We start from the raw sequence: 18342 nt of genomic DNA on the forward strand, positions 1-18342 counted from the left end.
GGTGATTCAGGTGCCCATCATGCTGTTGCTGGCGCTGGTCATGGCCAGCTGCCTCAACATGCCGAACCTGCGCTTTCGCGGGCTGTTGCGCACGGCAGTGTTCCTGCCTTGCGTGACCTCGCTGGTAGCGTATTCGGTGGTGTTCAAGAGCATGTTTTCGTATGACGGCCTGGTCAACCACGCGCTGGCGTGGCTGGGCCTGATTGCGGAGCCCATTCCGTGGCTCAACGACCCGTTCTGGTCCAAGGTGGTCATCATCATCGCCATCACTTGGCGCTGGACCGGCTACAACATGATCTTCTATCTCGCGGCCATGCAGAACATCGACAAGTCGATCTACGAGGCCGCCCGTATTGATGGCATCTCGGCCTACCGCCGCTTTGTGTCCATCACTATTCCCAATCTCAAGCCGGTGATTTTGTTCACCACGGTGACCTCCACCATCGGCACCCTGCAGTTGTTTGATGAACCCATGAACATCACCACCGTGGGCACCGTGTTCTCTGACAACACGCTCACGCTGTCCATGTACATCTACAACCTGTCGTTCAAGTTCGTGCCCAACTTCGGCTACGCCGCCACGGTGTCTTACGTCATCGTGTTGCTGGTCGCCGCGCTGGCCGCTATCCAGTTTTATGCCGCCCGGGAGCGCAACTGACATGACCAACTGGGCAGAAAAATTCCGCATCGCCGGCGTCTACCTCTTTCTGGGGGTGATGGCCTTTATTTCCATCTTCCCATTTGCCTGGATGGTGATCAGCTCCACCAATGCGTCGGTGGACGTTACCAAGGGCAAGTTCTCCTTAGGCAGCGCCTTTTTGGAGAACCTGGAAAAACTCACCAAGACCTTTGATGTGGCCCAAGTCTTCTGGAACTCCGGAAAAATCGCGGTCATCGGCGGCTTCTTCACCCTGCTGGTTTCCTCCATGGCGGGCTACGGCTTTGAGGTCTTCAGCTCCAAGGCCCGTGAGCGCCTGTACAACGGCCTGCTGCTCACGCTGATGGTGCCGTTTGCGGCGCTGATGATTCCGCTGTTTATCTTGATGGCGCAGTTCGACCTGCTGGACACGCACCTCGCGGTCATCCTTCCGGCCGTGTCGTCTGCTTACATCGTGTTTTACTTCCGTCAGAGCACCAAGGCCTTCCCGCCCGAGCTGCGCGAAGCCGCGCGCCTGGACGGCTTGAAGGAATGGCAGATCTTCCTGTTTGTGTATGTGCCGGTGATGCGCTCCACCTATGCGGCGGCTTTCATCATCGTGTTCATGGCTGCGTGGAACAACTTCTTGTGGCCCCTCATCGTGCTGCAGTCCCCCGAGCTCAAAACCATCACCCTGGTGTTGTCCTCGCTGGGCTCGGCCTATTTCCCTGACTTCGGCGTGATCATGCTGGCGGCCATGCTGGCCACCTTGCCCACCCTGGTCGTCTTCTTCGCAATGCAACGGCAGTTCGTACAGGGCATGCTGGGCTCCGTCAAATAAGGCTTCTTCTATGCGTACCGTTACCAAGCTCGTCGCGGGCTGGACCTTTCACACCTCTTTTTCCCCTGAACTGGTCGCTGTAGCCGCTGCCGGCGAGGCCGTGCGCCTGCCGCACAACGCTGTCGACCTGGACATGACCTACTTCGACGAGCGCGCTTTCCAAAAAGAATTCGCCTACCAGTACACCCTGGCGTGGACGCCCGACATGGCAGGCCGCGAAGTGGCCCTGCGCTTTGACGGCGCCATGGCCAACAGCGTGGTCTGGGTCAATGGCCAGCAAGTGGCTACCCACAAAGACGGCTACACCCCGTTCAACGCCCGCCTCACCGGCTTGCTGAAAGAGGGCAACAACCTCATTACCGTCAAGGTGGACGGCAGCGAGAACCCCGAGATTCCTCCCTTCGGCGGCCAGATCGACTACCTGACCTACGCCGGCATCTACCGCGATGTGTGGCTGCAAGTCACCGACGCGGTGTCCATTGCCAACCTCAAGGTCGAAACCTCCAACGAACTGAGCGACGCCAAAGGCGTCACCGTCAAAGGCTTTCTGGCCAACCCCACGCAAGCGACCTTTACCGGCACCGCGCTGGTGGAGCTGTGCAGTGTGGATGGCGCCGTGCTGCACCAGCAAACCGTAGACGTGGCTGGCACGGAATTCAGCGCTTCGTTCGAGTCACTGGCAGGCCTCTCGCTGTGGGAGCTGGACAGCCCGGTGCTGTATGTGGCCCGCGTTACGCTGAGCACCAGCGCCGGCAGCGACCAACACAGCACGCGCTTCGGCTTCCGCACCGCGCGCTTTACGACCGAAGGCTTTTTCCTCAACGGCAAGCCGCTCAAAATCTGCGGCCTCAATCGCCACCAGAGCTACCCCTACGTGGGCTACGCCATGGGCCAGCGCGCCCAGGCCAAAGATGCCGACGTCATGAAAGACGTGCTCAAGTGCAACCTGGTGCGCACCTCGCACTATCCGCAGTCCACCTACTTTCTGGACCGGTGTGACGAGATCGGCCTCTTGGTGTTTGAAGAAATCCCGGGCTGGCAACACATCGGCGGCCAAGCCTGGCAAGACGAGTCGGTGGAAAACGTGCGCCGCATGGTCGAGCGCGACTGGAACCACCCCTCCATCATCATCTGGGGTGTGCGCATCAACGAGTCGCAAGACAACCACGACTTCTACACCCGCACCAATGCCATGGCCCGCAGCCTGGACACCACCCGCCAGACGGGCGGCGTGCGCTACATCGAAAACAGCGAGCTGCTGGAAGACGTGTACACCGTGAACGACTTCTGCCACGTGGCCCCCCCGGAGTGGATGAAGGGCGTGGCCCCCACCCCGCTGCGCCAGCCCCGCCAAGTGACGGGTCTGGACCACGAGGTGCCGTACCTGGTGACCGAGTTCAACGGCCACATGTACCCCACCAAGCGCATCGACCCCGAAGACCGCCAGGCCGAGCATGTGCGCCGGCATCTGGATGTGCTGAACAAAGCCTATGAGAACCCCGTCATCAGCGGCGCCATCGGCTGGTGCATGTTTGACTACAACACCCACAAAGACTTCGGCGCGGGCGACCGCATCTGCCACCACGGCGTGATGGACATCTTCCGCGAACCCAAGTTCGCCGCCTGGGGCTACACCAGCCAGTGCAGCCCGGCCGAGCAAGTGGTGCTGCAGCCCGTGACTTACTGGGCACGTGGCGAAAAAGACCGCTGTGAGGTGTTGCCGCTCATCGTGCTCACCAACTGCGACTACGTGGAACTGCAAGTGGGCGACTTTGCGCCCAAACGCGCCGAGCCCGACCGCGCGCTGTACCCCCACCTGCCACACGCACCGGTGGTGTTTGACAGCCGCCACGTCAACATGAACGACCTGGGCGCCTGGGGCATGCTGTGGCGCGATGCCACGGTGACAGGCTACATCAATGGCAAGGCGGTCTCTACCGTCAAGCTCTCGGGCAACCCGCTGCCCACCACCCTGCAAGTGCAGGTGGATGACACGCAGTTGCACGCCCATGAGAAAGACGCCACCCGCGTCATCGTGCGCGCGCTGGACCAGGCCGGCCGCCTGCTGCCGTTTATGGACGACGTGGTGCATGTGGAAGTGACCGGCGCCGCCAAACTGCTGGGTCCCGATGTGCTCACGCTCAAGGGCGGCACCACCGGCTTCTGGCTGGAAACCACCGGCGCAGTGGGCGACATCAGCCTGCGCGTCTCCACCCGTCGCATGGGCGAGCAGCGCGTGACGCTGCACGCTGCGTAAACCAAAGAGTCTCCGAGGAACAAAACATGGCAGACGTCAAACTCACCCAGGTCCGCAAATCATTCGGCGAGATCGACATCATCCGGGGCGTGGACCTCGACATCAAACACGGCGAGTTCGTGGTGTTTGTGGGGCCCTCCGGCTGCGGCAAGTCCACGCTGTTGCGCGCTATCTCCGGCCTGGAAGACATCACCAGCGGCGAGCTGCGCATTGGCGACCAAGTCATGAACCATGTGGACCCGTCCAAGCGCGGCATTGCCATGGTGTTCCAGAGCTACGCGCTCTACCCCCACATGACCGTGCGCGAAAACATGGGCTTTGCCCTCAAGCACGCCGGTGTGGCCAAAGACGTGGTCAAGAGCAAAGTGGACTCCGCTGCCAAGATTCTGGGCCTGGAGCCGCTGATGGACCGCAAGCCCAAGGCCCTGTCGGGCGGGCAACGCCAGCGTGTGGCCATTGGCCGGGCCATCGTGCGCGACCCGCAGGTGTTTTTGTTTGACGAACCGCTCTCCAACCTCGACGCCGAGCTGCGCGTGCACATGCGCATCGAGATTGCGCGCCTGCACCGCGAGCTGGGCAGCACCATCATTTATGTGACGCACGACCAGGTGGAGGCCATGACCCTGGCCGACAAAATCGTGGTGCTGCGCGCCGGTGTGGTGGAGCAAGTGGGCGCACCGCTGGAGCTGTATGACAACCCGGCCAACACCTTTGTGGCCGGTTTCATCGGCTCGCCGCGCATGAACTTCTTTGAGGGCACCGTGACCGGCCAGCCGCGCTTCAATGGCACTAACCACTGCGAAGTCACCCTCAAGGGTTTTGACAACACGATCGTGAACCTGCCTTTTGCCGGCACGGTGCCGGCCGTGGGTTCCGAAGTCTCGGTGGGCGTGCGCCCCGAACACTTTCAAGACGGCGGCGACGCGGTCTTGCCCGTCACCATCGACATGCTCGAACATCTGGGCGGCGAGACCTTCACCTACGCCCGCTCCAGCGGCGGCGTGATGGTGGTGATTGAAACCAAACACGGCCGCAGCCTGCGCTCCGGCCAGGCGCTTGAAGCCCGCTTCGACGCCAGCAAGGCCCTGCTGTTCGGCAAGGACGGCAAGCGCATTTACTGCCAATAATCTGCCCCATGCCCACCCACGCACCCGAGGCCTCGGCCACCTTCACCACCCTGCACGGAACCCACACCAGCGTGGTGCTAGAGGTGCGCCCGGGTGAGGCGCCGCTGTGGCGCTACTGGGGCCCGCGCCTGCCGGACAACTGTGTGCCCTTGGCTCCGCTGCGCGATGGCCGGGCCATCCCACCCAGCAGCATGGAGTTCGACCAGCCGCTGACCGTGGCCCCCACGTTTGGCGTGGGCTGGTACATGCAAAGCGCTTTACTGGCGCACCGCGGCGGCCAGCAGTTTGCGCAACAGTTCACCCACTGCGAGGTGGAAACCCTGCTCACCGGCAAGCGCATCGCCATCGTTCTGACCGACAGCGTGGCGCAACTGCGCCTCACCCTGCACATGGCGCTGGACGCGCACGACGTGCTGCAGCTCAGCACCACCCTGGTGAACGACGGGCCCGATGGGCTCGACGTGCAGTGGCTGGCTGCCGGCACCCTGCCGCTGCCGGGCAACGTCCAGGCCGTGCGCCACTACACCGGCCAGTGGGCCAACGAATTTCAGTTGCAAGTGGACGCCCTCGCGCGCAGCACCTGGCAGCGCGAGAACCGGCGCGGCCGCACCTCGCACGACAGTTTTCCCGGTGCGGTGGTCACCACGCCCGGCAGCACCGAACACGTGGGCACGGTGTATGGCGCGCACCTGGCCTGGTCGGGCAACCACCGCCAAGCCATCGAGTGGCTGCACGACGGGCAATACCAATGGCACATGGGCGAATGGCTGGCCCCCGGCGAAGTGCGCCTGGGGTCAGGCGAGCGCCTGCAAACTCCCACCCTGTTTGCCAGCTGCTCGGTGCAGGGGCTCAACGGGCTGGGCACCAACTTTCACGCGGCCGTACGCAGCCGCCTGCCCTGGCCCGGTGGCCGCATGCGCCCGCGCCCGGTGCACCTCAACACCTGGGAAGCGGTGTACTTTGACCACCGCACCGACGACATCCGCGCGCTGGCCGAAGCCGCCGCCAGCGTGGGCGTAGAGCGCTTTGTGCTGGACGACGGCTGGTTCCAGGGCCGCCACAGCGATCAAGCCGCCCTCGGCGACTGGTGGCCCGACCCCGCCAAATACCCCGACGGCCTGCAACCCCTGGCCCGCCATGTGAACCAGCTGGGCATGGAGTTCGGCCTGTGGGTCGAGCCCGAGATGGTCAACCCCGACAGCCAGCTCTTTCGCACCCACCCCGACTGGGCGCTGCAGCTCGAAGGCCGCCCCCTGCTCACCATGCGCAACCAGCTGGTGCTGGACGTGGCCCGCCCCGAGGTAGCCGACTACCTATTTACCAAGCTGCACGCGCTGCTGAGCAACGTGCCCATTGCCTACCTCAAGTGGGACATGAACCGCGACCTCACCACCGCCGGCGACGCGCTGGGCCGCCCCGCCTACAGAGGTTTCGTGCACGCGCTGTATGCGCTGGTGGACCGGGTGCGCGCCGCCCACCCGCAGCTGGAGATTGAGAGCTGCGCCTCCGGCGGCGCACGGCTGGACATGGGTGCACTCGCCCACACCCACCGTGTCTGGACCAGCGACTGCAACGACGCACTCTCGCGCGTGGGCATCCAGCGTGGCGCGCTGCAGTTTTTGCCGCCCGAGATTCTGGGCGCCCACATCGGCCCCGCGCCCGCGCACACCACCGGCCGCAGCCAGAGCCTGAACTTCCGGGCCGGTGTGGCCTTGAGCGGGCACCTGGGCATTGAGGCCGACGTGCGCCACATGAGCGATGAGGACCGCATGGCCCTGGGCCGCTGGGTGGGCATGTACAAGCAGTTGCGCAACCGCCTGCACACCGGCCAGGTGTGGCTGGGCGAGGCCGGTGACGGCGTGGTCTGGCAAGCCCATGGCGACGCCGGTGCCAGCGAGGTGCTGCTGCTGGTGTACCGCACAGCACCCACCACCCACCGCAACACGCCGCCCCTGCGCCTGCCCATGCTGCGCCCGGCGGCGCACTACACCATCGAGCGGCTGGACCCCACCCCACCCGAGTGGACCAGCAGCCCGCTCAACGACGCAGCCCTGGCCGCCGGTGCCCAAGCCGCTCTGCCGCCCACCGCCCACGGCGCGTGGCTGGCCGCAGTGGGCCTGCCGCTGCCGCGCATGAATGCCGAGAGCGCGCTGATTTACCGGCTGCGGTTTATCCCGCAGTAAAAGTCGCAGGAGTAGCGAAAACTTGTTTTGAGACATACACTTAGGTATGTCCGACAAGTCGCAAAAATTCGCGCAATATGACCATCCGGCCCAGATGGAGCCGCTGCTGCCTGCAGAGCACCGGCTGGGACCTTTGCTGGAAAAAGCCAACGACCTGATCCGCGCGTCTGACCAACTCGCGGGCAAATGCCAAACCGGTGCCCTGGAAGGCTTGCGCGGACTGCTGCGCGCCATGAACTCTTACTACACCAACCGCATTGAGGGGCAACACACCCTGCCGGTGGAGATCGAACAGGCCCTGCGCAACGAATACGCCCCCGACGCAGACCGCGCCCGCAAACAGCGCCTAGCCCTGAGCCACATGGCCAGCGAACAAGCCCTGGAGCAACGGTGGCCCCAATGGACTGCGCAAGACGTCTGGTGTGTGGCCATGGTTCAAAACATTCACCAAGACCTGTTTGCAAGGCTGGACGCGGCAGACCGCCTGTTGCCAGACGGCCAAGCCTTGGAGCCTGGCGCCCTGCGCACCCAAGAGGTGAGCGTTGGCCGCCATGCGGCGCCGCTTGCAGCCGCAGTCCCGGAATTTTTGGGCCGCTGGGGCAGCTACTACGCCCACGTCCGGCGGGGTGAAATGCAGGTGCTGGCCATTGCCGCATCCCACCACCGGCTGGCTTGGATTCACCCGTTTGCCGATGGCAACGGACGCGTAGCCCGTCTGCACACCCACTTGGCGATGGGCCACATGGGCCTGACAAACGGCTTGTGGTCTCCTTTGCGCGCCTTTGCCCGCAGCACCCCTGACTACTACGCTCTGCTGGACGCCGCAGACCAAGCCCGCGCCGGCGACCTGGACGGCAGGGGCAACTTGTCTGAAAAAGCGCTGTGCTATTGGTTGGACTACGTGCTCACGCAGTCGCTCGACCAAGTGCGGTTCATGTCTGGCCTGCTGAACCTGAGCACCATGCGCGACCGGATTGCCGCGTGTTTAAGTTTCGAGCACAACGTGGTGCGCAGCGGTGTACGCACAGAAGCACTGGCCGCACTGCACTACCTGTTTGCCACGCAAGGCGCCTTGGAGCGGGCAGATTTCAAGGCCATGCTGGGCCTGGGCGACCGCCTGGCGACCGCACAGGTGAGCGCATTGCTGAAACGGGGTTTACTCTCCACCGACAGCGCCTATGGCAAGCTCCGCTTCGGGGTACCGCAACACGCTTTGCGGTTTTATTTTCCCGGCCTGTGGCCGGAAGCAGAAGGAAGTCCGTCTTGATATGAAAACACTCATCGCCAGCATCACCCTCGCCCTGGTCGCCCTCAGTGCGCAGGCCAAAGACGTCATCATTGATGTGCGCAGCCCGCAGGAGTTTGCGGCGGGGCACATTGAGGGGGCTATCAACATCGAGCACACCGCCATCGCGCAAGAAATTGCCAAAACCGGCATCGGCAAAGACGACAAGGTGCAGCTGTATTGCCAAAGCGGCCGGCGCAGCGGCATGGCGCTGGACACGCTCAAGGGCCTGGGCTTTAGCAAGGCTGAGAACGTGGGCGGCATCGAGCAGGCCCGCAAAACGCTCGCCAAAAAGTAAGCGGGCGCTTTTTCAGCGCCCGGCTCAGGGCGCCAGCTCTGCGGTGTAGGTGCGCAGGCTGTAGCCGCCGCCCGCCAAGCCGCGGCACAGGGGCGCGCTGGTGGCGCCCGTGAGCGCAAAGCCCTTGCCGGTCCACACCCAGTCGTAGCTGGTGCCGCAGTCGTTGACACCGCGCCCCTTGGCATAGGAGCTCAGGCGGGCGTCTTCCAAGCTGGCATTCATCACATCTTCGGTCTGCTCTCCGTCGGGCATGGGGAGCGTCAGCCGCTTGGCGGCAAAAGGCGGTTTGGTGTTGGCCAGCCACAGGCCGCTGCCGCCTTGGTAGGCGCCGCGCCCGCATTCCCGCATGACCAGCACCTGGGTTTTGGACACGCGGGTGATGGACGTTTCGGGTTCTTCAGTGTCTGGCAATTCATCCCAGCAGTCGCGCGGGGCAATGGATTTCAAAATGGGTTTGAGCAAGGCCTGGTCGGCTGCGCCGTTGCCCGGCAGCTCCGCTGCGCGAACCTTGAGGGCCGGGAGCGGTGGCAGCACGCTGGCCTCGGGCTTCTTGCCTTTGCGAACCAGTGCGCCGGGAGTGCCCACACGGCCCTGCACATCGTCCATCTTGAGCAGCGCGGCGTTGCTGCCCGCCAAGGACAGCTCCCACCGCTTGCTGCCGTCTGCCAGGGTCAGCGATGCGCCGGTCAGCAGGTGGGCCAGCAACTGCCGGGTCTGGGCCGGGCTCAGGTCTTCACCACGGACCAGGCCTTTGAGTGTGGTGGCGCCCAGGCGCAGGGTGAGCTGGCGCGGGTCTTCGCTCTGCTCTACGTCCACCTGCACCCGCACGGGAGCGTCGGGCCCCGCGTCGCGGGCGAGCCAGAGCACCACGGGCTCAGACGCCGAATCCTCGCTTTGGTAGGCAACGGCTTCGCAGTGGCGGGTGTTGTCGCATGCTACCGCCCAGTCTTTGTAGGTGAACACCTGGGCTTGGGCCCAGCCGCAGAGGGCCAGCGCAGACAAAAAAGCGGTGGGTTTCAGGGGGTGCATGGGGGGCAGGCGCGTAGCAAGGTGAAGGGACGAGAATAGCGCAGCCACCCACCGCAGAACCCACCATGCCAAGCACCACACTCACCGGCCTACCGCCCCTGGTGTCACCTGCCACCCGGGTGCTGATTTTGGGCAGCTTTCCCGGGGTGCGCTCGCTGCAGGCGCAAGAGTATTACGGCCACCCGCAAAACCAATTCTGGAAGATTTTGCAAGCCATTTGGCCCTCCAGCCCAGACGGAATATGCGCAAGCAGCTATGAAAATCGTAGCGACTGGCTGCTGGAGCGCGGCTTGGGCGTGTGGGATGTGTACGCCAGCTGCGAGCGCCAGGGCAGCCTGGACACCGCCATCCGCAACGCCGTGCCCAACGACATCGCCGCCCTGCACCTGCCGCAGCTAGCGGCCATTGCCCACAACGGCGGCGAGAGCTTCAAACACGCCCGCCACACCCACACCCTGGGCGTGCCCGTCTACCAGCTCCCCAGCACCAGCCCGGCGAATGCCAGCTGGAGCTTTGAGCGCAAGCTGGCGGCTTGGCGGGGGGTGATGGAGGGGTGTGGGTTGGTTTGAGAGCACCTGCGGACGCGGTGATTACTCAGGAATGAGATGACCCGCCTCGCGAGCAATGGCAACCCACCGGCGGATGCGGGCGCTCAAGGTCCGTTGGTTCACATCAGCCGGCATGTTTTTGACCAACGCCAGCGCATCCGCAGGGCGCAAGTACCCGTGCACCAGCAGCGCCGTACAAAACTCCATGTCTTTTGCGCGCCCGGCGACCGCCTTGGACAAGAACAGGTCGAGCACGCCGATGCAGTACCCCACGCCCGCAGCAAACGAGGCCTCGGGCACCCTCACCACCCGGTCGCGCCAGTCATGCGGGAGTTTGGCGGTATGGATGTCGACGCCTTGGGCTTAGTAGCCATTGGTTTCGTGAAAAACCGACCCCTCGCCAATGGCGCCATCAATCATGTCAGACAGCGCCGGATTGTTGAGCGGGTAAATGTCTGCCTCTGCCGACACTGTCAGCTCGGCGGGCGGGTTGGGGTCAGAACCCAGAATGGCTTGGCTCCCGATCACCACCAGCTCGTATTCCTGAGTGATTTCGCTGCAGGCCCGAATCAGGTGTTCAAGGTCAACGCGCTTCATGATTCCACCGCCATCGCCGGAGCGCCCAAAACCACACCCGCTTTGAGTTGCGACACTTCATTCAAGATGCTCAGGCGCATCTCGGCGGGCAGAATCGTTGCCAGTGGCGACGCTTGGCGCAACTGCTGTGCGCGAACGGAGCGGCCTGCCGCCTTGCGAAAAGCCCCTGTCTTCAGAATCGCCTGCCACTCTTGCCACAGCGGTGCGGACCGGCTGGTAGGGTCATCGTGCAACCACTTCTGCACCACCTGACTGGCTTTGTCGCGCAAGGCCCCGTCTTCCTTGACCAACCGCACGGCGGCAGCGTGCAGCGCCAGGCTCTGCAAATCCTGCACCTGATGGCGGCTTCTGTCGGTGGACACGGTCACTTGCACGGTCGGCCTTGGCCGGTGCGAGCGCCCGGCGGCGGTGCCTGCTTGTGCGGGTTGCATCACGTCACTGGCCACCATCGCCAGCTCCCCACTCAGGCCCAGGCAGGCCATCACCCGCAAATACGAACCCATGGACGCATTGGGGTCGCCGGACTCCACCGCATACAGGGTGGTGCGCGACATGCCCGCCTGCTGCGCCACCGCCACCGTGCCCAAGCCCCGCGCCTTGCGCGTGCGCTTGATCCGGTCGCCCAACTGGTGCAACAACTGCATGTCCAGCACGGAGAGGCCGGGGGGATTGTTGGGTAGTGGTGCGCTCATTTGTTGGTCATAGTAGTCAAATATATTACTTTTGTCTATTTTGATGGACAAATTAGCGCGTTAGCAAGCAGCCGTCTATTCGCTTCAATGGGAGAAGACTGGCTGGGTGGGTAGTTGTCGAGATTAATGAGTCAATTCAGGCTCTAGCCCACGTGGATAGTGCGCGAGAAGCTATAAAAAGCAGAGCAAAGTTGAATCAGATGAAGCCAAAATGACTTGCATGCCAAGTCAGGAATTCTGGCGAGGGCGCAAACCGTGACGGCATACAAATCGGCGCCTTGTCGAACCGCAAAAGTGCGTCTTGCATAAACGCATCGGCAGTCTTCGTTTTGAGCTTGGAGCTCACAGACACGGTGTAGTCAGGGAGTACGGTTATCAGTCCTTGGTCATACGCCCGGTCATGCAGCGCGGAAAGACAAAGGCCGTTTTGTGGATTGAGCCGGTTGTGAGTGTCTTCACTCCGCGGGACGATGTGGCTTGCGATAAGCAAGCGCTCGTTCTGTAAACCGCTGATGCAGCAAGTGCTGTTGTAACCCACCAGTACAGACTTGCGAAAACGGGCTTGATTGACACGCACTTGCACTGTGGCCGTGCGGGTGCGGCCCAATTCCGTAGGCGGTAACTCTAGGTCCAACTCGTCGACCAGCTCCAAGCCATGACCCGCTGCCAACTTTCCATAGATCGAAGCGGCTTCGAGAACCGTAGCGTCCCAGTTCGCCAAGAGCTCTTGCCAAACTGCTTTATCGACCTTGGATGCGCCGTCCATTCCTTTGCGCCCACTGGCCAATACGGCAGGATCGAGGCTGGCCAGATTGCACAGCTTGAGCGCCACCGAGTTCGCGGTGCGGCCAATCCACCCCGCCAACTCCTTGATTTTGGGGTGACGGGCATGGAGCTGCCCATAGTTCAACTGCAGATAAACATGCAGCCCGGCTAACACCTGCTCGCGGGTCCAGTCGTTGCGTGGCTTTGTCTCTTTGGGCATACCACTCTCCTCCTTAAAAACAGTATGCCAGGCGAAATAATGGTGAGAATCGCACACGCCCCAAATATGCCAATCTATGACCGAAAAGACTGATCCATCGTCCACTGTTGGCTACTACAACAAAAATGCAGAGCAGTTCTTTCGCTCGACGCTAGAGGTGGACATGACTCCGATCTACGCGCGCTTCTTGGATGGCCTCGCGATAGGCGCGCACATTTTGGATGCTGGTTGTGGCTCTGGACGTGATGCCCGTGCATTCACCGATCGTGGCTTTAACGTGAAGGCATTTGATGCATCTGAAGAGTTGGCCAGGCGAGCCAGTGAACACTGCGGGTTCACAGTGGATGTAATGCAGTTTGATGACGTAGACGAAATCGCTCAATACGATGCTATTTGGTGCTGCGCCAGCCTTTTACATGTGCCATGTGCGGAAATTTCAACCGTGCTCTCGAAACTCTGGCGGGCTCTTAGGACAGGCGGTCGTATTTACGTGAGCTTCAAACACGGGAAAGGCGAGCGCTTGCATGAGGGCCGAAGATTTACCGATGCAGACGAAGATACAGTCCGTGCGTGGTTCGCTGCAATGCCTGAGATAGAGAACATTGAAGTTTGGCACTCGCAAGACCAAAGACCTGATCGAAACGAACGCTGGACCAATGCTTTGGCGTTCCGAGAACCTGAACCCAAAAAGCGACTTGTTACAGGTGGCGACGATCATTTTTTGCCACACCTATCGGCTGAATTTGCACAGTCTAATCAGGCTGACTTAGCTGTTGCGTTTATCAAGACAACGGGGCTGCGTTTGTTGTGGTCCGATCTGCAGGCCATGGCAGAGGCTGGGGGTATCAATCGTGTGCGCGTTCTGACAAGTGATTATTTAGACATCACCGATCCAGAGGCTTTGCGCCTACTTTTGCTGCTTCATGAAAGCGGGGCTGAAGTTCGCGTTTACACCACTCAGAACCAAGGAAGCTTTCATCTAAAGGCCTATTTGTTTGCGCGCATTGAAAACGAGCGACTTGTCTCTGGCACTGCATTCATCGGATCAAGCAATATCAGTAGGCAAGCTTTGCAGGATGGCCTGGAGTGGAATTACAGAGTCATGTACCCGCAAGACGCGGGATACCTTGAAGCGCGCAAACACTTTGAAGATCTTTTTGTACATCCGCAAACAATTGCATTGAATGACAGCTGGATTGAAGCCTATGAACAGAGACGGCTCCCACCCTCTCGCTCAATAGCGCCAGGCAGTCATGAGCAAGAAGCGCCACCCCAACCCCACGACATACAACTAGAAGCCTTAGAGGCTCTTACCGAGACGCGGGAAAAAGGCTATCGACGAGGACTAGTGGTCTTAGCAACAGGTCTTGGAAAGACTTGGTTAGCTGCTTTTGATGCAGTTCGCATGGGCGCTAGGCGAATACTCTTTGTGGCACATCGAGAAGAAATATTGAGTCAAGCGGCAGCAACGTTTATCCGTATCTTGCCGGGCAAACGAGTCGGGTATTTCACAGGCCGCAGTCGCGATGGCGATGTGGATGTGCTCTGCGCGTCGGTACAAACGCTAGGCAAGGCGTCACATCTAGAGCGGTTTGCGCCTCAGCACTTTGACTACATTGTTGTGGACGAATTCCACCACGCGGCAGCGACCACTTATCGAAGGCTGTTGACGCACTTTGCGCCATCTTTTCTGCTCGGCCTTACAGCAACCCCCGACCGAACAGACCAGTCTGACATTTTGTCTTTGTGCGATGACAACCTTGTCTACGGTTGCGGCTTGTTTGCGGGGATTGCCAGTGGTCTGCTGGCACCTTTTCATTACTACGGCATTCACGATGAATCAGTCGACTACAAGGAAGTGCCCTGGCGCAATGGACGCTTTGACCCTGAAGAACTATCAAACAAGCTTGCAACCTTAGCGCGAGCACGCCACGCGCTCACGCAATGGCGAGCGAAGGCGCAGCAGAAGACACTTGCTTTCTGTGTCTCAACACGACATGCCGATTACATGGCCGAGCACTTCACCCGAGCGGGCATCTCATGCGCAGCAGTCTATGCAGGCTCAGAATTAGGCCGTGCGCAAGCGCTTGAGAAACTACAAGACGGCAGTTTGAAAGTGGTGTTTTCGGTTGACTTATTCAATGAGGGCATGGACTTGCCCAGTATTGATACCGTCTTAATGCTTCGGCCCACTGAGTCAAAGATTCTCTTCTTGCAGCAACTCGGGCGCGGTCTACGTCGTCATGAGGGCAAGCAGCATTTAGTGATACTCGACTTCATCGGGAACCATCAGGCCTTTTTGGGTAAGCCGCAAGCTTTGTTTGGCGTCGGCTCAACCTATAAGGCCTTGGCGGAATTTGGTCGTAAAGCTGAGAAGAAAGAACTGGAACTACCCAGTGGCTGTTACCTCAACTACGACTTGTCGATTATCGATTTCCTGAAGTCTCTCGATAGTGCGGGGACGAGCAAGGATTACGAAGCGCTCAGAGCCGTTTTGGGTCGCCGTCCGACACTCAGCGAGTTTTACCGATCGGGCAGCAACCTTCAGGAAATGCGGCGGCAAACTGGCCATTGGTTTGGGCTTGTTCACAACATGGGGGACTTGTCCGCCGATGAAGCTGCTATTGCTCAGGATTTCCAATCGCTCTTACGCGAAGTTGAAACTACCGCTATGACCAAGAGCTTCAAAGCTGTTTTGCTTGAAGCTTGGTTGGAGTTAAGCGGTCTCACACAGCCAGTTCCGTTAGATGCGCTCGCATTTCATTCACGCACGGTGCTAGATCGCCGCCGTCAACTATTGTCTGATTTAGATGACAAGATGCACAACACGTCCCCCAAGGACACCAGCTGGCAAAAGTATTGGCTAAAGCATCCTGTCACCGCTTGGACTGGCGGTAATGTCAAGGACGCAACAACTGCATCTTTTGAGCTACGCGACAATTGTTTTGCACTCAAACGGCCAGTGCAAAACGCTTATGCCGGTGAGCTCGCGAACTTGCTACAAGAGCTTGTGGATTACAAGTTGGCGAGCTACGAAGTGCGTAGATCTGCAGTTGAGCCAATCAGCAATGTGGTCCCCTTCCCGATCAAGCAGCGCAAAACAGTAGAACTGCCGTTTTTTCCGAATCTCAAGATTGCTTGTGGCCATTTCAAGACGGGCAATGCTGACTCAGAGGAACACCTGGCAATACCAATGTCATACGGCGCTCTCGATCCGAGCCGATTTTTTATTGCTCGCGCATCTGGCAACTCGATGAATGGAGGAAAAAATCCCGTACAAGACGGTGATTACTTGCTGCTTGAGTTGATCACGCCCAGTCGAGCTGGATCTATCACTGGGAGCGTGATGGCCATTGAACGGCAGGATGACAGCGGGGATAACCAATACCTGTTACGGGTAGTCGCAAAAGACCGCGAAGGTCAATATGTTCTAAAAGCAAACAATCCAGACTACAAGGATTTGCAAGCTACCGACGATATGCGAACCCTTGCAAGGTTACGCGACATCATCGATCCGTTAGACCTTTCTGTAGGTCAATCTTTCCTCCGCGAAGCCATTCCTCCACTCTTTGGCGAGACCTTTAACCCAGGCAATTGGAATGTTGGGCATGTAGTGCTTTCACCGAAGAAGGCACACATCCTACTAGTCACGCTTAACAAGCAAGGCAAAGCCGAGGAGCACAAGTACATGGACCATTGGGCAGATGAAAACCACTTCCATTGGCAAAGCCAGAATGCTACCGATCCTGCAAGCAAGCGTGGTCAAGAGATCATCAACCACGCTTCGCTAGGCTTGAACATTCACCTATTCATCCGAGAGCAAAAGCTCGCTGCAGGCAAAGGGGCGCCGTTTGTTTACTACGGCAGGGTTCACTATGAATCACATCAAGGCAGTCAACCTATGAGCGTGGTGTTTCGATTGGACTCTGACGTATCCAGGTAGTCACTACTGGCAATATGCGTTGATTGATTTCAGTACTTCATTTACTGGTACTACTTCGGCATCGGGTTGTGCGCTATCCGATAGCCCGCCCGCTTGTTCGTCCTGAACGTATCCACGGGTGGCAGGCACTCCTCGGGGGCCACGTAATACACCGTCCAGTCGCCGTAATACTTACCGGCGTAGATCAGCATGTCGCCCTTGATTCCAAAGTCTTGATGGGTCGAGTCATCACCAAAATATCGCTTGGCATCACACGCCGATTCAAACTGGAGCTTCACATCGTTCGCGTAGGTGGTATGGCACCAAACTAGCGGGCCTATGGCGGGCCCATTGAAGCCCCAGCCATGCATCTCCTCATTGGGGTCATCGCGTCCATGAAAAAGGCCCAAGTACAAGCCGGGCTTGGCGGGGCTTTGGCCATATTCAAGAACGGCATCATCTTTCTGCGCACAAGTAGTCATCAACTTCTCCTTTGAAAGATGCGCAGCGTAGGGAGCTTCGGTCGCTTTGTGACCCAGGGCTTTGCCTGGGGTGACAGCTCCATTTCTAGCTGTGAAACTCGCGGGGGCGGCGTGCACCTAAAATACAAGCCAAATCACCCTCTAGCCCCCGTATCGCTTGCGCAAGCAGCTATCAAATTCATAGTATGACCCACTCCACCATCGCCGCCCTGACCACCCACGACACCACGCGCATTGACGATGTGCGCATCGGCGCGGTGCGCCCGCTCATCACCCCCGCGCTGCTGGAAGAAAAGCTGCCCGTGCCGGCCGCGGCCGAGGCGCTGGTGGAGAGCAGCCGCGCGGCCATCTCGCGCATCTTGCACGGGCAGGACGACCGGCTGGTGGTGGTGGTGGGGCCTTGCTCCATCCACGACCACAGCCAGGCCATGGAATACGCCCGCCTGCTGAAAGCGCAGGCCGATGCGCTGAGCGCCGACCTGCTGGTGGTGATGCGCGTGTACTTTGAGAAGCCGCGCACCACCGTGGGCTGGAAAGGCTACATCAACGACCCGCACCTGGACGGCAGCTTTGCCATCAACCAAGGGCTCGAGATGGCGCGCAAGCTCTTGCTCGACGTGTTGGACACGGGCTTGCCTGCGGCCACTGAGTTTTTGGACTTGCTGTCGCCGCAGTTCATCAGCGAGCTGGTGAGCTGGGGCGCCATTGGCGCGCGCACCACCGAGAGCCAGAGCCACCGCCAGTTGGCCAGCGGCCTGAGCTGCCCCGTGGGCTTTAAGAACGGCACCGATGGCGGCATCAAAGTAGCCACCGACGCGATTCAGGCCGCGCAGGGCGCGCACGCTTTCATGGGCATGACCAAGATGGGCCAGGCCGCCATTTTCGAGACACGCGGCAACAACGATTGCCATGTCATTTTGCGCGGCGGCAAGGCGCCCAACTACTCTGCGGCCGACATAGACGCAGCCTGCGCGCTGCTCAAAGCCGCCGGCCTGCGCGAGCAGGTGATGGTGGACGTGAGCCACGCCAACAGCAGCAAGCAACACGCCCGCCAGATCGTGGTGGCGCAAGATGTGGCTGCACAGGTTGCAGCGGGCGATGCACGCATTACCGGCCTGATGATTGAGAGCCACCTGAACGAGGGCCGCCAGGACATCGTGGATGGAAAGCCGCTGCAGCACGGCGTGAGCGTGACCGATGCTTGCATCAGCTGGGCGCAAACCGTGCCGGTGCTCGAAACACTGGCCGCCGCCGTGCGCGAGCGCCGCCAGAAGGCCAGTGCCTGATCAGTAGGTTTTGTAGGGCAAAAACTTGCCCGACAGCACCACGTTGACCCGGTCGCCCTTGGGGTCGGGCTGGCGCACGATGTCCATGGAGAAGTCGATGGCGCTCATGATGCCGTCGCCGAACTCTTCGTGGATGAGTTCTTTGATGGTGGTGCCGTACACGTTGACGATTT

The 18342-nt window shown here is 60.4% G+C and carries 16 protein-coding genes and 1 pseudogene; 10 read left to right on the top strand and 7 right to left on the bottom strand.

Annotated elements, in window-relative coordinates; genetic code table 11:
• The 7 genes from QZW03_RS17055 to QZW03_RS17085 form a co-directional block, all read left to right on the top strand.
• The coding region (locus tag QZW03_RS17055) for a sugar ABC transporter permease (RefSeq protein WP_296511257.1) at nucleotides 1-658 on the top strand (658 nt) is incomplete at its 5' end.
• A gap of 1 nt (nucleotide 659) precedes the next feature.
• Nucleotides 660-1478, top strand: coding sequence for a carbohydrate ABC transporter permease (locus QZW03_RS17060; protein ID WP_296511258.1), 819 nt, complete (start codon nucleotides 660-662; stop codon nucleotides 1476-1478).
• Nucleotides 1479-1488: 10 nt separating this feature from the next.
• Nucleotides 1489-3735 carry a glycoside hydrolase family 2 TIM barrel-domain containing protein gene (locus QZW03_RS17065; protein WP_296511259.1) on the top strand — a complete coding sequence of 749 codons (2247 nt, stop codon included), beginning with the start codon at nucleotides 1489-1491 and terminating at the stop codon, nucleotides 3733-3735.
• 26 nt (nucleotides 3736-3761) lie between these two features.
• Nucleotides 3762-4862, top strand: coding sequence for a sn-glycerol-3-phosphate ABC transporter ATP-binding protein UgpC (ugpC, locus tag QZW03_RS17070; protein WP_296511260.1), 1101 nt, complete (start codon nucleotides 3762-3764; stop codon nucleotides 4860-4862).
• A gap of 8 nt (nucleotides 4863-4870) precedes the next feature.
• Nucleotides 4871-7045: an alpha-galactosidase gene (locus QZW03_RS17075; RefSeq protein ID WP_296511261.1), complete on the top strand. Its 2175-nt coding sequence runs from the start codon at nucleotides 4871-4873 to the stop codon at nucleotides 7043-7045.
• Nucleotides 7046-7091: 46 nt separating this feature from the next.
• Entirely contained in the window at nucleotides 7092-8312 is a 1221-nt protein-coding gene (locus tag QZW03_RS17080) for a Fic family protein (protein ID WP_296511262.1), read from the top strand.
• 1 nt (nucleotide 8313) lies between these two features.
• Nucleotides 8314-8628, top strand: coding sequence for a rhodanese-like domain-containing protein (locus QZW03_RS17085; RefSeq protein ID WP_296511263.1), 315 nt, complete (start codon nucleotides 8314-8316; stop codon nucleotides 8626-8628).
• Between the two features lie 24 nt (nucleotides 8629-8652).
• On the opposite strand, the gene QZW03_RS17090 is transcribed toward QZW03_RS17085, so the two are convergent.
• On the bottom strand, nucleotides 8653-9657 hold the full coding sequence (locus QZW03_RS17090; protein ID WP_296511264.1) for a DUF1176 domain-containing protein: 1005 nt from the start codon (nucleotides 9655-9657) through the stop codon (nucleotides 8653-8655).
• Nucleotides 9658-9722: 65 nt separating this feature from the next.
• Here QZW03_RS17090 and QZW03_RS17095 point away from each other — a divergent pair, with 65 nt between their 5' ends.
• Nucleotides 9723-10226: a DNA-deoxyinosine glycosylase gene (locus QZW03_RS17095; protein WP_296511265.1), complete on the top strand. Its 504-nt coding sequence runs from the start codon at nucleotides 9723-9725 to the stop codon at nucleotides 10224-10226.
• A gap of 21 nt (nucleotides 10227-10247) precedes the next feature.
• On the opposite strand, the gene QZW03_RS17450 is transcribed toward QZW03_RS17095, so the two are convergent.
• From QZW03_RS17450 to QZW03_RS17110, 4 genes are all read right to left on the bottom strand, one after another.
• Nucleotides 10248-10514 (bottom strand): hypothetical protein, encoded by a 267-nt coding sequence (locus QZW03_RS17450; protein WP_366481851.1) that lies wholly within the window; start codon nucleotides 10512-10514, stop codon nucleotides 10248-10250.
• A 54-nt stretch (nucleotides 10515-10568) separates the two neighbouring features.
• Complete coding sequence (locus QZW03_RS17455; protein WP_366481852.1) at nucleotides 10569-10802, bottom strand: hypothetical protein; 234 nt, start codon at nucleotides 10800-10802, stop codon at nucleotides 10569-10571.
• Nucleotides 10799-11494 (bottom strand): helix-turn-helix transcriptional regulator, encoded by a 696-nt coding sequence (locus QZW03_RS17105; protein WP_296511266.1) that lies wholly within the window; start codon nucleotides 11492-11494, stop codon nucleotides 10799-10801. The genes QZW03_RS17455 and QZW03_RS17105 overlap by 4 nt, the downstream gene beginning before the upstream one ends.
• Before the next feature lie 196 nt (nucleotides 11495-11690).
• The gene (locus QZW03_RS17110) at nucleotides 11691-12479 is read right to left on the bottom strand and encodes an HNH endonuclease (protein WP_296511267.1); all 789 of its coding nucleotides are present in this window, start codon (nucleotides 12477-12479) and stop codon (nucleotides 11691-11693) included.
• 76 nt (nucleotides 12480-12555) lie between these two features.
• Here QZW03_RS17110 and QZW03_RS17115 point away from each other — a divergent pair, with 76 nt between their 5' ends.
• Nucleotides 12556-16422: a DUF3427 domain-containing protein gene (locus tag QZW03_RS17115; RefSeq protein ID WP_296511268.1), complete on the top strand. Its 3867-nt coding sequence runs from the start codon at nucleotides 12556-12558 to the stop codon at nucleotides 16420-16422.
• Nucleotides 16423-16472: 50 nt separating this feature from the next.
• On the opposite strand, the gene QZW03_RS17120 is transcribed toward QZW03_RS17115, so the two are convergent.
• Complete coding sequence (locus QZW03_RS17120) at nucleotides 16473-16883, bottom strand: hypothetical protein (protein ID WP_296511269.1); 411 nt, start codon at nucleotides 16881-16883, stop codon at nucleotides 16473-16475.
• Nucleotides 16884-17068: 185 nt separating this feature from the next.
• Here QZW03_RS17120 and QZW03_RS17125 point away from each other — a divergent pair, with 185 nt between their 5' ends.
• Entirely contained in the window at nucleotides 17069-18169 is a 1101-nt protein-coding gene (locus QZW03_RS17125; RefSeq protein WP_296511270.1) for a 3-deoxy-7-phosphoheptulonate synthase, read from the top strand.
• Here QZW03_RS17125 and QZW03_RS17130 read toward each other — a convergent pair.
• Nucleotides 18170-18342, bottom strand: a pseudogene (locus QZW03_RS17130) (cyanate hydratase); the annotation flags it as partial. It lies immediately after the preceding gene.

The organism is Rhodoferax sp., from assembly GCF_013297935.1.
In the GTDB taxonomy this organism is placed as follows: domain Bacteria; phylum Pseudomonadota; class Gammaproteobacteria; order Burkholderiales; family Burkholderiaceae_C; genus Allorhodoferax.

Coding starts and splice junctions, on each gene's coding strand:
- QZW03_RS17105 (WP_296511266.1), bottom strand. CDS start 11,494: ATGAGCGCACCACTACCCAACAATCCCCCCGGCCTCTCCGTGCTGGAC.
- QZW03_RS17115 (WP_296511268.1), top strand. CDS start 12,556: ATGACCGAAAAGACTGATCCATCGTCCACTGTTGGCTACTACAACAAA.
- QZW03_RS17060 (WP_296511258.1), top strand. CDS start 660: ATGACCAACTGGGCAGAAAAATTCCGCATCGCCGGCGTCTACCTCTTT.
- QZW03_RS17110 (WP_296511267.1), bottom strand. CDS start 12,479: ATGCCCAAAGAGACAAAGCCACGCAACGACTGGACCCGCGAGCAGGTG.
- QZW03_RS17085 (WP_296511263.1), top strand. CDS start 8,314: ATGAAAACACTCATCGCCAGCATCACCCTCGCCCTGGTCGCCCTCAGT.
- QZW03_RS17080 (WP_296511262.1), top strand. CDS start 7,092: ATGTCCGACAAGTCGCAAAAATTCGCGCAATATGACCATCCGGCCCAG.
- QZW03_RS17095 (WP_296511265.1), top strand. CDS start 9,723: ATGCCAAGCACCACACTCACCGGCCTACCGCCCCTGGTGTCACCTGCC.
- QZW03_RS17120 (WP_296511269.1), bottom strand. CDS start 16,883: ATGACTACTTGTGCGCAGAAAGATGATGCCGTTCTTGAATATGGCCAA.
- QZW03_RS17065 (WP_296511259.1), top strand. CDS start 1,489: ATGCGTACCGTTACCAAGCTCGTCGCGGGCTGGACCTTTCACACCTCT.
- ugpC (WP_296511260.1), top strand. CDS start 3,762: ATGGCAGACGTCAAACTCACCCAGGTCCGCAAATCATTCGGCGAGATC.
- QZW03_RS17125 (WP_296511270.1), top strand. CDS start 17,069: ATGACCCACTCCACCATCGCCGCCCTGACCACCCACGACACCACGCGC.
- QZW03_RS17090 (WP_296511264.1), bottom strand. CDS start 9,657: ATGCACCCCCTGAAACCCACCGCTTTTTTGTCTGCGCTGGCCCTCTGC.
- QZW03_RS17075 (WP_296511261.1), top strand. CDS start 4,871: ATGCCCACCCACGCACCCGAGGCCTCGGCCACCTTCACCACCCTGCAC.
- QZW03_RS17455 (WP_366481852.1), bottom strand. CDS start 10,802: ATGAAGCGCGTTGACCTTGAACACCTGATTCGGGCCTGCAGCGAAATC.